This is a genomic window from Maricaulis maris (assembly GCF_036322705.1).
In the GTDB taxonomy this organism is placed as follows: Bacteria; Pseudomonadota; Alphaproteobacteria; order Caulobacterales; family Maricaulaceae; genus Maricaulis; species Maricaulis maris_B.
Map to the genome: position 1 here is coordinate 2,394,114 of NZ_AP027270.1, position 12,071 is coordinate 2,406,184.

Consider the following 12,071-nt stretch of genomic DNA (forward strand, 5'->3'; position numbering starts at 1 on the left):
CTACACCTGATCCAAACCATAGGCCGCGTGCAAGGCCCGGACTGCGCGTTCAACGGCATCATTCTCGATCAGGGCCGAGATCTTGATCTCGGAGGTGGCGAGGACTTTCACGGCTATATCCTGCTCACCCAGTACCGCAAACAGGGATCGGGCAACATCAGCCCGCTGACGCAGGCCGGCACCGACCACGGATACCTTGGCCAGACCGGTCTCCGCCGAAATCCGCACGCCCGTCATCGCATCTTCCAGCGCCGCATGCGCGCGATCCAGATCACGGTGGGCCACGGAGAACTCGATCGTGACCGTGCCGGGCTGGCGGGCATGGGCCTGCACGATCATGTCGACGCCGATCTCGGCCTCTGCCAGCCGGGCAAAGCAACGCGCCGCCATGTCGGATCGATTGGACGCACCATGCAGGGCGATACGGGCCTGGTCGCGGGCATAGGCCACGCCGGAAACAAGCCGCCGCTCGGCAATATCGGTCTCGGCCACGACATCCGTGCCCTGGCTCGCACCCGCCTCGAGGAAGGACGACAAGACCCGCATCGGAACGCCGCGCGCCTTGGCAAACTCGACCGAGCGCGGTTGCAGGACCTTGGCTCCCTGGGCGGCCAGCTCGAGCATCTCGTCATGGCTGATCGCATCGATCCGGCGGGCCGCCGGCTCGATCCGCGGATCGGTCGTGTAGACCCCGTCGACATCGGTATAGATGTCACAGCGCGCATCAAGCGCGGCAGCGAGGGCGGCGGCGGAAAGGTCGGTTCCGCCTCGCCCCAGCGTACGCACCTCGCCGGTCTCGGTAATGCCCTGGAAGCCGGCCACCACCGGAATGATGCCCTCGCCGATCGCGGCCTCGAGCACCGTGGCATCCATGCCGGCAATCCGCGAGGCGCCGGGCGGACCATCGGTGATGACGGGCAGTTGCCAGCCGAGGAAGGATTGCGCTTTCAGACCGCGCTCACGCAGGGCCAGCGCCATCAGCGCCGAGGAGACCTGTTCACCGGCAGCGAGGGCAACATCGGTTTCGCGATCACCCAGACCGCTGCCGAAGGCATCGGCCAGCGCCAGGATACGGTCGGTTTCGCCGGCCATGGCCGAGACAACCACGGTCATGATGTCGCCGCGCGCTGCAGCGTCAGCGACGAGACCCGCCGCGTGGCGGATCCGCTCGATCGTCCCGACCGAAGTCCCTCCGAATTTCGCCACGACTCGCGTCATGTTGCCTGTCCCTCGCGCTTCCCCTGTAAGCCCGCCGCGACCATAACGTCGCACCGCACTCGATTAGACGCACCGTTGGGGCCATATTGAGGCATTGGCGGTCGCCGCGCTGGCGGTTAGGTAAGCGCGAAGCGACCCGTACGCAACGCCTGAACGCAATCAGCCGCGGCTTCGCCCGCGAGGAGAAAAGCATGACCAGCGCCACAGCGCCCGACACGCTGAACCGCCCCTCGATCGACCCGGAAGAGGTCGAGAAATTCTCCCGGATTGCCGCCGAGTGGTGGGACCCGGACAGCAAGTTCAAGCCGCTCCACAAGTTCAACCCGGTCCGGCTCGGTTTCATCCGCGATACGATCTGCGCCCATTTCGGCCTGAGCGGGGAACGTCCTTTCGAGGGCTTGCGCATCCTCGACATCGGCTGCGGCGGCGGGCTGGTCTGTGAACCAATGGCCCGGCTCGGCGCCGCGGTAACCGGCGTCGATGCGGCCGAAGCCAATGTGAAGACCGCCAGCGTCCATGCCAGCGAGCAGGGCCTGAAGATCGACTACCGGCATGGCGTCGCCGAGCAGCTGATCGAGCAGGACGAGCCGCTCTTCGACGTGGTGCTGAACCTGGAAGTCATGGAGCATGTTGCCAATCCGCACACCTTTCTGGTCGATTGCGCCAGCCTGGTGAAGCCCGGCGGGCTGATGATCTGCGCCACCATCAACCGCACATCGAAGGCTTTTGCCCTCGCCATCATCGGCGCCGAATGGGTGATGGGCTGGCTGCCGAAAGGCACACACCGCTTCCACAAGCTGGTCAAGCCGAGCCAGATCCGTGCTGCCCTCAAGGAAGGCGGCATGAGCCTGCGCGCACCGGTCGGCGTCAGCTACAACCCGATCACCGACCAGTTCTCGCTCGGTGAGGACACCGCCGTGAACTACATGATGGTCGCCGAGAAGCCGGGCTAGTTCGCCTTTTTCGGCGGTGTTGGGGCCAGCGCGTCCGGCAGCGGGGTGACCGCAATTCCGTCATCGCTCAGCGCCCGGGTCTCCTCCGGCGAGGCTTCGCCGTAGATCAGGCGTTCGGGCTTCTCACCGTCATGGATGGCCCGGGCCTCGCGGGCGAAGTCCTCGCCGACATAGTCGTAATTCGTGCGGATATGGGCGCGGACCCTGGAGGCCATGTCGGCGATCTTGTGCGCCGCTGTGGCTTCGCGTTTGCGCGAGGTGGAAACAGACGGCGCCACGAGGGCCTTGCGGATCCGGGTCGAGCCGCAATGCGGGCACTCCACCAGACCGCGCTCGTTTTGCGTGTCATAGCTGTCTGAATCCGAAAACCAGGCTTCGAAGTCATGTCCGTCGTCACAAAGAAGCGCATAGCGGATCATGGCGGGCTCGTCAGAGCGGTCCGGTCAGGGTGCGATCATGCTGCAGGGCGGGAACCCGGCGACGGGCCTCGGCGACCTTGCGCAGATCGAGGCTGGCCAGCAGCAGGCCCGGATTGTCATGATCGAGCTCGGCCACGGTCTCGCCCCACGGTCCGACGATGAGCGAATGCCCCCAGGTCTTGCGCCCGTCGGCGTGCAGGCCGCCCTGGGCCGGGGCCAGCACGAAACTGCCGGTCTCGACGGCCCGCGCCCGCAGGAGCACGTCCCAGTGGGCCTTGCCGGTCGGACGGGTGAAGGCGGCGGGGACCGTCAGGACCTCCGCGCCAGCCTGGGCGAGGCGCCGGTAGAGATAGGCGAAGCGGACGTCGTAGCAGATCGACAGGCCGAGCCGGACGCCGTCGACATCATGCATGACCAGCCGGTCACCAGCCTGATAGTTATCGCTCTCGCGATAGGTCTCGCCCTGGCCGAGGCCGACATTGAACATGTGGGCCTTGTCATAGGTCGCCACCATCTCTCCGGCCGGTGAAAACAGGAAGCTGCGATTGGCGGCCCGACGCTCCGCAATGCGAACCGCGAGCGAACCGATCAGCAGCCAGATGCCGAGCTCTTTCGCCAGCGCCGCGAAAGCGGGAATGGCCGGATCGTCCTCGGGCGCACACATCACCGCGAAGGCCGCATCGGCATCCTTCTGGACCAGATGCGTCGTCTCGGGTGTGGCGACAAAGCGTGCCCCCTCCGCCGCGGCGGCCCGGATCAGCGCGCTGGCGGTGGCCAGATTTTCCACCGGGTCGATCCCCGAGCGCATCTGGATGAGGGCGACGTCCATACGGGTCAGGCCTGCAGCAGCGCGTCGAGCTTGTTGCCGCGTTCCAGCGCCATCAGGTCATCACAGCCGCCGACATGCATGTCGCCGATGAAGATCTGCGGGAAGGTCCGGCCGCCATTCGAGCGCTGGATCATCTCCTCGCGCTTGGCGCGTTCGAAGCCGGCATCGATCTCCGTGAAATTGACGCCCTTCTGCTTGAGCAGCGAAACCGCGCGGGCGCAATAGCCGCACATGGGTCGGGTATAGATGGTTACGTCAGCCATGAACTCACTCCAGATGAACCCCTTAGATAGTGGGATCAGTTTCACGTACAACTCGGCACAATGCCACAACACGAACCGAGGCGGCACCAGCCCGTTTCAGCTGATAGGCGCAGGCCGACACGGTCGCGCCGGTGGTGATCACATCATCGACCAGCACAAGATGTTGCCCGGCGACCCGCTTGCCGTCGGGCACGTGGAAGGCGGCGGCAACATTGCGCTTGCGCATGCGGGCGGTCCGCCCGGCCTGGCTTGGCGTGGCTCGCCGCCTGAGCAGGACATCGGTCCACAACGGCAGTCCACTCTCCCGCGCCAGGGCCTGCCCCAGCAGGGCGGACTGGTTGTAGCGACGGGCGATCAGGCGGCGCCAGTGCAGCGGCACGGGCAGGAGCGCGTCGGCGCCATCGAGGCAGTCGGCGCCGGCCCGCGCCATCCAGCGGCCGAACTGGTCGATCATCTCGCGGCGACTGCCATGCTTGAACCCGACCACCAGCGGGCTGATCGCCGCGTCATAGGCCAGGGGCGCCCGGGCCCGGTCATAACGGGGCGGATGAGCCGCACAGCTGGCGCAAATCGCCGTCAACGCCCCGCCGGACCCCGCCGGGTAGGGAAAGGGCCAGCCGCACAGGTCGCACCAGGGCGCATCGAGGAAGGTCAGTCTCGACCAGGGCAGCGGTGACAGGTGACCAGCTCGATCCACACGCTCGCCTGCCAGCGGACAAACCGGGGGCCACACCAGGTCGGCAAAGCTGCGCCCGCTGGCCCTGAGAGCCGAACTCCACATGCCGCTCACCTCCTTTTGCAGCGGGCGCCCCTTTCCCTGACCCCGCCTTGGGGGCATATCCGCTGGATGACCCATACGGCCCCGCCCACCCTCTTCGACCGCTCGCTGCTCGGACGCCGCCGGGACCGCGCTGCTGGCAGTCTGCCAGACTACAACTTCCTCGCGCAACGGACCTTCGATGACATGGGCGACCGGGTGGCCAGCGTCATGCGCGATTTCGACCGGGCCGCGATCCTCGGCGGCGGACCGGGCCTGACCGCGAGCCCGGCGGCAAGCGAGTTGAGGGCGAAGGTCGGTTGGTGGTGCCAGTCCGACCTGTCGGCATCGGTCACGGCCGGGCTCGGCGGCCCTGCGCTTGCTCTGGATGAGGAAAGCCTGCCCTTTGCCAGCGAAAGCCTCGACCTGGTGCTGGCACCGTGGGGCCTGCACTGGACCAATGACCTGCCCGGTGTCCTCGTCCAGATCAATCACGTGCTCAAGCCGGACGGTTTCTTCGCCTGCGCCCTGCCGGGTGGTTCGACCCTGACCGAATTGCGGCAATGCCTGATGGCGGCCGAGAGCGAGCTGACCGGCGGCGCTGCGGCGCGGATCTCGCCGCTCGCGGGAACCTTCGACATGGCCGCCCTGCTACAGCGGGCCGGCTTTGCCATGCCGGTCGCCGATGTCGACCGGATCACCGTTCGCTACGACCACATTTTTGCGCTGATGGCCGATTTGCGCGGCATGGGCGAGACGTCGGTGCTGGGCGACCGACCGCGAAAGCCGGCCACGCGGAGTCTGTTCGCCCGGGCTGGCCAGATATATGCTGAACGCTTTTCCGATCCCGACGGACGCATCCGCGCCACCTTCGAGATCGTCCATGCCGCCGGCTGGGCGCCCCATCCCGACCAGCCCAGGCCGAAACGGCCCGGCTCAGCGACACACAGGCTCGCCGACGCGCTTGGGGTCACCGAGACGTCACTGGGTGAGAAGGCGGGGCGCTAGCCGGACCCACACGCGGGTCCTCGAGCACTTTTCAAAAAGCGTGGAGCCGACCTTGCGGGTCGCAAACGCGGAAAGGCAGGAAATCAGAGCAACTTCGCTGCCTTTGAAATCAATGAAATTGCGCTAGAAGGGCGCCGCCGCACCGTTATACATGTCCAGGACGACTGGCCCGATAATCACCAGCGCAGCGACCCCGGCCATCGAGACGATCACGGCGATCAGCGCATATTCGATCGCCGTCGCGCCGCGTTCATTGCGGCAGAATCGGGTCAGGTGATCGCGCATCCTAGAGACGATCCCTCAGCTCGGCGGCCAGGGAGATGTCGGCGGCGGACATCTGGTAGTCGCGCAGCTTTTCCTTGCGGACCCAGGCCAGTTCCTGGCCTTCATTGGGCTGCGGGAAACCGTCCCAGGTGCGGCACAGGAAGAGCGGCATGACGATGTGGAAGCTGTCATAGGGGTGCGAGACGAAGGCGAACGGGTGCAGGCACCGTTCACACGGCTCGACACTCAGCTCTTCGCGCAATTCACGCACCACAGCCTGCTCCGGCGTTTCTCCGGGCTCGATCTTTCCGCCCGGAAACTCCCACAAGCCCGCCATTGGCTTACCCTCGGGCCGCTTGGCGATAAGGATGCGTCCGTCAGCATCCAGCAAGGCGCACGCGGCAACGAAGAGCACCGGTTTGGGGCTACCAGCTGTCATGGTCCCACATCTCCCTTAAGGACGTGTGCAGAAACGCGGTTAATCGCCGCCTAGCCGGGCTGGTCCGGGTCCGGACCGTCTTCCACGGGGCCTGGCGCGGCTTCCTGCGTCTCCTCTTCACCGTCTGCGGGCGCAGGCGCAAGCAGGAGCGACAGGTCGGCGCGCTCGATCACCGCCTGGTTCCGCAGCCCCTCGATCAGGGCTTCGAGCTGATCGAAGGTATAGAAGCGGGCGATGTTCGGGCGCAGGACCTCCAGCGAGGGCGGCGGCTGACGACGACGATCCACGACGGTCAGCAAGTGCCAGCCGAACTCCGTCCGGAAGGGCTCCGAGACGCCACCCTCCGGGGTCGCAAACGCCACGGCCCCGAACGCGGGCAGAATGCCTTCGCGCGAGAAATAGCCCAGATCACCGCCCTCGAGGCGGGTCGCCTGGTCCTCACTCATGGCCACTGCCAGTTCGGCGAAGTCGCGGCCCTGATCGAGCAGCGCCTTGATCGCGAGCGCTTCTTCCTCGGTCTGCACCAGGATATGACGGGCCCGCACCTCCTCGCCCAGCGGGATGAGACGGATCTGCTCCTCATAGATGCGCTGGATGGTCTCCTCGGTGACGGCGTCGGCAAGTGCCGTCTCGACCAGGACATTACCCAGGATCCGCTCTTCGGCCAGCGCCAGCCGGCGGCGGGCTTCCTCGGACTGGTTGAGCCCGCGGCGCCGCGCCTCGAGCGCCAGAAGCCGCTGATCGATCAGCTCCTCCAGCACCCGGTCGAACTCCTCACTGCCCGGCTCCGGAGGGGACCCGGCGGGATCATCGCCCTGGGCGACGGCCTCACGTTCGACATCGGAACGCCGGATCATCGTGCCATCGACCCGAGCCATGACCGGATCGGCCTCATCCAGGGACAGGCCGGAACGCCCGGGCTCGAAATCTTCGGCTGTCCGCCGCGGCTCAGGGCCGCAGGCTGCGCAAGTTGCAGTCAGCACAAAAATGCAAAAGACCCTGAAAACAGACACCTGTAGCGCCTCGCCTGGAAAGGGCACGCCGCCGGTCTGCCGCGCGCCTTGATTGACAGTTACACCCCTCATCCTTAAGTCACCCTGACGTTTCAAAGCAATGCTGTCGTCCCCGGCGAACGGAACGAAACCTGGGCGCCGGACGCCAGTTGCGCAGTAGTTCGCAAAGCCTGACCCAGATGCTCTCCATTGCCCGCAAGATCTTCGGAACCGAGAACGACCGCAAAATCCGCCGTTTGCGGCCCGTGGTTGAAAAAATCAACGCCATGGAGCCGGAGTTCCAAGCGCTCTCCGACGACGCGCTGAAGGCCAAAACGGCGGAGTTCCGCGACCGGCTGGAGAAGGGCGAAAAACTCGACTCACTGATGCCCGAGGCCTTTGCCGCGGTCCGCGAGGCGGCCCAGCGCGCCCTCGGCCTGCGCCCCTATGACGTCCAGCTGATGGGCGGCATGGTGCTGCATGAAGGCTCGATCGCCGAGATGAAGACCGGTGAGGGCAAGACCCTCGTCGCCACCTTGCCCTGCTACCTCAACGCGCTGCCGGGCAAGGGCGTGCACGTGGTCACCGTCAACGACTACCTGGCCACCCGCGACAGCGAGTGGATGGGCCGCGTCTTTGCCCAGCTGGGCATGACCACCGGGGTGATCGCCCACGGCATGACCGATCCGGAGCGCCGGGCGGCCTACGCCTGCGACATCACCTACGCGACCAATAACGAGCTCGGCTTCGATTATTTGCGCGACAACATGAAGTACTCGACCGAGGAAATGGTGCAGCGCGGCCACGGCTTCGCCATCGTCGACGAGGTCGACTCCATCCTGATCGACGAAGCCCGCACGCCGCTGATCATCTCCGGCCGGACCGAGGACCGCACCGAATTCTACAAGACGATCAACGAGCTGATCCCGCTTCTGGCCGAGGATTGCTACGAGATCGACGAGAAGGCCCGCTCCATCCTGCTCACCGAAGAGGGCAATGAAGAGATCGAGCGCCTGCTCCAAGAGCGCGAGCTCCTGAAGGAAGGCGATCTCTACGACGTCGAGAACATTTCCGTCGTCCACCACGTCAACCAGGCCCTGAAGGCGCACAAGATCTTCGTGCGCGACAAGGACTACATCATCAAGGACAATGCCGTTGTCCTGATCGACGAATTCACCGGCCGCATGACGCCGGGCCGCCGCCTCTCCGATGGTCTGCACCAGGCGATCGAAGCCAAGGAAGGCACCGAGATCCAGCCGGAAAACCAGACCCTGGCCTCGGTCACCTTCCAGAACTATTTCCGCCTGTACGACAAGCTCGCCGGCATGACAGGTACGGCGCTCACCGAGGCCGACGAATTCTTCGACATCTACAAGCTCGGCGTGCTGGAAATCCCGACCAACAAGCCGATTGCCCGGATCGACGAGGAAGACGAGGTCTATCGGACCCTCGAAGAGAAATACGCCGCCATCATCGACGAAATCGTCGACTGCCAGGAACGCGGACAACCGGTTCTGGTCGGCACCGCCTCGATCGAAAAGTCGGAAGTCATCGACCGGCTGATGAGCGACAAGACCGTCTTCAAGAAGATGCTCGGCCACCTCTATCCCAAGGATGAGGCCGCCAAGGCGGAGTTCGAGAAATCGGCCCGCGCGTCGGCCCGCACCCTGCCGGAAATGCTGAAGCTGATCCCGATCGACCACCAGGTGCTGAACGCCCGCTATCACGAGCAGGAAGCCTTCATCGTCGCCCAGGCCGGCGTGCCGGGCGCGGTGACGATTGCCACCAACATGGCCGGCCGCGGTACCGACATCCAGCTCGGCGGCAATGCCGACATGCGCCTCGACGCCTGGAAGGCCGAACAGGACGCCGCCGGCAAGACGCCGAGCCAGACCGAGATTGATCGCGAGATGGACGCCATCAAGGCCGACATCGCCGAGAAGAAGCGCAAGGCGCTGGATGCGGGCGGTCTCTATGTGCTGGCGACCGAGCGGCACGAAAGCCGCCGCATCGACAACCAGCTGCGGGGCCGGACCGGTCGCCAGGGCGATCCGGGCCGCTCGAAATTCTTCATCTCCGTACAGGATGACCTCTTGCGCATCTTCGCGCCGGAACGCCTCGACACCATCATGCGCACGCTCGGCATGAAGGAAGGCGAAGCGATCCAGCACCCGTGGATGTCCAAGGCGCTGGAAACATCGCAGCGCAAGGTCGAGCAACGCAATTTCGACATCCGCAAGAACGTCCTGAAATACGATGACGTGATGAATGACCAGCGCAAGGCGGTCTTCGAGCAGCGCATCGACTTCATGCTGTCCGACGATGTCGCCGACGTCATCAAGGACATGCGCCAGTCCACCGCCGAGGACCTGGTCTCCGAACACATCCCGCCGAAGGCCTATGCCGACCAGTGGGATATCGCCGGGCTGAAGCAGGCGCTCCACGACACGTTCGGCCTCGACCTTCCGGTCGAAGCCTGGGCCGAGGAAGAAGGCATTGCCGACGAGGAAATCCTCGAGCGGGTCTCCGAAGCCGCAGACCGCGCCTATGCCGAGAAAGCGACCAATGCCGGACCGGACCTGATGCGCCGGATCGAAAAATCGATCCTGCTCCAGGCCATCGACATCAACTGGCGCGAGCATCTGCAGAACCTCGACGCCATGCGCTCGATGATCGGTCTGCGCTCCTACGCCCAGCGCAATCCGCTGAACGAGTTCAAGACCGAGGCCTTCAACCTGTTCGAACGGATGATGGACAATCTGCGCGGCGAAGTGACCAAGCAGCTGATGCTGATCCGCTTCGAACGGGCTCCGGCACCGCCCAAGGAGCCGGAAGGCCTGACCGCAACCCATATCGATCCGCGCACCGGTCGCAACGAAATGGGCGACCCGGGCGCAGGTCCGGTCGCACCGCGCGTTTCTCCGACCCAGCGCCGCGTGTCGACACCGGCCGATCCGAGCCGTCCGGAGACCTGGGGCCGCGTCGCCCGCAATGCCGCCTGCCCGTGCGGATCCGGCAAGAAGTACAAGCAATGCCATGGTGCCATCGACACCGCCCCCGGCGCATGATTACGGCCGCCTGATGAGCGCACGCCAATGAGTGACGTCCAGCTGCGCCCCGCTCGCCTCGGTGAAGAGGATGCCCTGTCAGAACTGTGCCTGAAATCGAAGGCGCATTGGGGTTATGACGAGGTCTTCATGGCCGAGGTCGCGCCCTACCTCAAGGTGACACGGGACGCCATAGAGGCAGGGCTGACCACCTTGGCCGAACTTGCCGACGGCACGCCGCTCGGCGTCTGCCAGATCGATCCCGGCGGCCATCACGGCACGCTCGACCTGCTCTTCATCACGCCCGGCGCGATCGGCAAGGGCGTCGGTCGCGACCTCTTCGAGGACGCCAAGGCCAAGCTGAAGGCACGCGGCGAAACGGTGATGACCATCCTCTCCGACCCCTATGCCGAGGCGGCCTATATCCATATGGGCGCCAAGCGCGTTGCCATGCGGCCAAGCGCGGTCTTCAAGGGGCGGGAGCTGCCCTGGCTGGAAGTCGAGCTCTAGATGTGAGTTTTCATAAGGTTGGTCAACCGGGCTGAAGCCTTGAGACTGGTTGTTGCGACACGACCAGAGCAAAGGAACGCCCGGATGAACAGTCACAAGAATGCCGGAACGACGCCGTATTCGCGAGCCCTGATTGCCGAGCGGCCTTTCGATCGCATTGGCGGCCGAGGTCATCGCGACAGCGCGTCCCTGGACCGTGGCGGTTCCTTCCGCAGGATGGAGGCACGAAACCTGTCATTTACGCCCGGACCCGAATTGATGGGGCGCGCCCTCAATCAAGAGCGCGCGTAAAACGGCCGGCTCTCCGAAAGAGAACCGGCCGCACCAGGCGTCAACGCTTGAGGGAGCGGGGGGGCGCCCCTCCCGGTCGGCGCCTAGAAGTCGGTGATGGAGCTGACCGACACCGAGTTGCCGATCGCGGCAGCCGTGGCGGAGACGTCACCGGCGACATCGGAGATCGTCGCATTGGCGACCGCGCCGGTATAGGCGTTGTTGAGCTGGGTCGAGTTGAGACGAATGTCTGCTGTCTGCGGCAGTGTCGAGACGCTCAACGAGTTCGAGATGGCTGCTGTTGTGCTGCTCACATTCCCGGTGACATCAGAAACACCGACATTCGAGTAGGCACGCGGGTCAACATTGGTGGTCTGATAGTTGGTGATATTGGCCCAATCGGTCGCCTGGACGTCATAGGATGCCGAGTTCGCGATGGCCGCCGAGGTCAGCGCGACCTCGCCCTGGACGTCCTCGACATGGCCGTTCAGCGTGGAGATCGCGTCTCCGCGGAAGAACTGGTTGTTGCTGAGGTTCAAGCCCTCGCCAGCCGCCTCAACCGACAGCGAGTTGCCGATGGCCGCGGCGGTACCGCTGACATTGCCGACAACATCGTCAACCCCGATATTCAGGTCGGCCCGGAAAACACCGGTTGCGCGCTGGTTATTGACGAGCGACGCGTAGTCACTATCGCCAACCGTTGCACTGGCAGAGTTTCCGATCGCCGCCGCGGTCGCGGAGACATCGCCCACCACCGCATTGATGTCAGAGTTCAGCTCGGCTGATGAATCACGGTAGGTGGTCTGATAATTCTGGATCTGGACATTGCCCGCAATATCCGCGGAAAACGAGTTGTTGATCGCGGCAGCGGTCAGCGAAACCTCGCCGTTGATGCCATCAATCTCCGAGTTCAATTGGGCACGGGATTGCGCCCAGTTCGTCTGAACGTTGCGGACCGTTTGATCTTGGGCCGATGCGGACGCCGCAAATGCGGCAAAAACCAAAACGGTACAGCCGCCGGCAACGAGTGTCTTCTTGCTCATGTCGTTTCCTTCCTAGGACTAAAGCTGCAGCACGGTCGTCCCGCCTGCACGGTCGACCT

13 protein-coding genes are annotated in these 12,071 nt (G+C 64.8%); 4 read left to right on the forward strand and 9 right to left on the reverse strand.

Translation table 11 applies throughout. The annotated features are described in order from the left end of the window. A complete protein-coding gene (locus AAA969_RS11350) occupies window positions 1–1,218 on the reverse strand; it encodes an aspartate kinase (RefSeq protein ID WP_338246175.1) in 1,218 nt (405 codons plus the stop codon). 191 nt (window positions 1,219–1,409) lie between these two features. Here AAA969_RS11350 and ubiG point away from each other — a divergent pair, with 191 nt between their 5' ends. Then, entirely contained in the window at window positions 1,410–2,171 is a 762-nt protein-coding gene (gene ubiG, locus AAA969_RS11355; RefSeq protein WP_338246176.1) for a bifunctional 2-polyprenyl-6-hydroxyphenol methylase/3-demethylubiquinol 3-O-methyltransferase UbiG, read from the forward strand. Here the strand turns inward: ubiG and AAA969_RS11360 are convergent. From AAA969_RS11360 to AAA969_RS11375, 4 genes are read right to left on the reverse strand one after another with little or no spacing between them, the layout of a single operon-like run. Beyond that, on the reverse strand, window positions 2,168–2,590 hold the full coding sequence (locus tag AAA969_RS11360; RefSeq protein WP_338246177.1) for a DUF1178 family protein: 423 nt from the start codon (window positions 2,588–2,590) through the stop codon (window positions 2,168–2,170). The two genes, ubiG and AAA969_RS11360, sit on opposite strands and share 4 nt — an antisense overlap. 10 nt (window positions 2,591–2,600) lie before the next feature. After that, the gene (locus tag AAA969_RS11365) at window positions 2,601–3,419 is read right to left on the reverse strand and encodes a carbon-nitrogen hydrolase family protein (RefSeq protein ID WP_338246178.1); all 819 of its coding nucleotides are present in this window, start codon (window positions 3,417–3,419) and stop codon (window positions 2,601–2,603) included. Between the two features lie 5 nt (window positions 3,420–3,424). Then, window positions 3,425–3,682: a glutaredoxin 3 gene (gene grxC, locus AAA969_RS11370; protein WP_338246179.1), complete on the reverse strand. Its 258-nt coding sequence runs from the start codon at window positions 3,680–3,682 to the stop codon at window positions 3,425–3,427. A gap of 22 nt (window positions 3,683–3,704) precedes the next feature. Then, on the reverse strand, window positions 3,705–4,463 hold the full coding sequence (locus AAA969_RS11375; protein ID WP_338246180.1) for a ComF family protein: 759 nt from the start codon (window positions 4,461–4,463) through the stop codon (window positions 3,705–3,707). Window positions 4,464–4,529: 66 nt separating this feature from the next. On the opposite strand from AAA969_RS11375, the gene AAA969_RS11380 reads away from it, so the two are divergent. Next, complete coding sequence (locus AAA969_RS11380) at window positions 4,530–5,447, forward strand: methyltransferase domain-containing protein (RefSeq protein WP_338246181.1); 918 nt, start codon at window positions 4,530–4,532, stop codon at window positions 5,445–5,447. Between the two features lie 123 nt (window positions 5,448–5,570). Here AAA969_RS11380 and AAA969_RS11385 read toward each other — a convergent pair whose 3' ends face one another. The 3 genes from AAA969_RS11385 to AAA969_RS11395 are packed head-to-tail and all read right to left on the reverse strand — an operon-like array spanning window position 5,571 to window position 7,028. Continuing rightward, window positions 5,571–5,732, reverse strand: a complete 162-nt coding sequence (locus tag AAA969_RS11385; protein ID WP_338246182.1) for a Flp family type IVb pilin — start codon at window positions 5,730–5,732, stop codon at window positions 5,571–5,573. A 1-nt stretch (window position 5,733) separates the two neighbouring features. Beyond that, window positions 5,734–6,150: an 8-oxo-dGTP diphosphatase MutT gene (mutT, locus tag AAA969_RS11390; RefSeq protein WP_338246183.1), complete on the reverse strand. Its 417-nt coding sequence runs from the start codon at window positions 6,148–6,150 to the stop codon at window positions 5,734–5,736. A 50-nt stretch (window positions 6,151–6,200) separates the two neighbouring features. Next, the gene (locus AAA969_RS11395; RefSeq protein WP_338246184.1) at window positions 6,201–7,028 is read right to left on the reverse strand and encodes a peptidylprolyl isomerase; all 828 of its coding nucleotides are present in this window, start codon (window positions 7,026–7,028) and stop codon (window positions 6,201–6,203) included. A 314-nt stretch (window positions 7,029–7,342) separates the two neighbouring features. Between AAA969_RS11395 and secA the strand changes: the two genes are divergently transcribed. Further along, window positions 7,343–10,210, forward strand: a complete 2,868-nt coding sequence (secA, locus tag AAA969_RS11400) for a preprotein translocase subunit SecA (protein ID WP_338247244.1) — start codon at window positions 7,343–7,345, stop codon at window positions 10,208–10,210. 27 nt (window positions 10,211–10,237) lie between these two features. Next, window positions 10,238–10,699: a GNAT family N-acetyltransferase gene (locus AAA969_RS11405; protein WP_338246185.1), complete on the forward strand. Its 462-nt coding sequence runs from the start codon at window positions 10,238–10,240 to the stop codon at window positions 10,697–10,699. A 374-nt stretch (window positions 10,700–11,073) separates the two neighbouring features. Here AAA969_RS11405 and AAA969_RS11410 read toward each other — a convergent pair whose 3' ends face one another. Further along, window positions 11,074–12,012: a hypothetical protein gene (locus AAA969_RS11410; protein WP_338246186.1), complete on the reverse strand. Its 939-nt coding sequence runs from the start codon at window positions 12,010–12,012 to the stop codon at window positions 11,074–11,076. Between the last annotated feature and the right edge of the window lie 59 nt (window positions 12,013–12,071).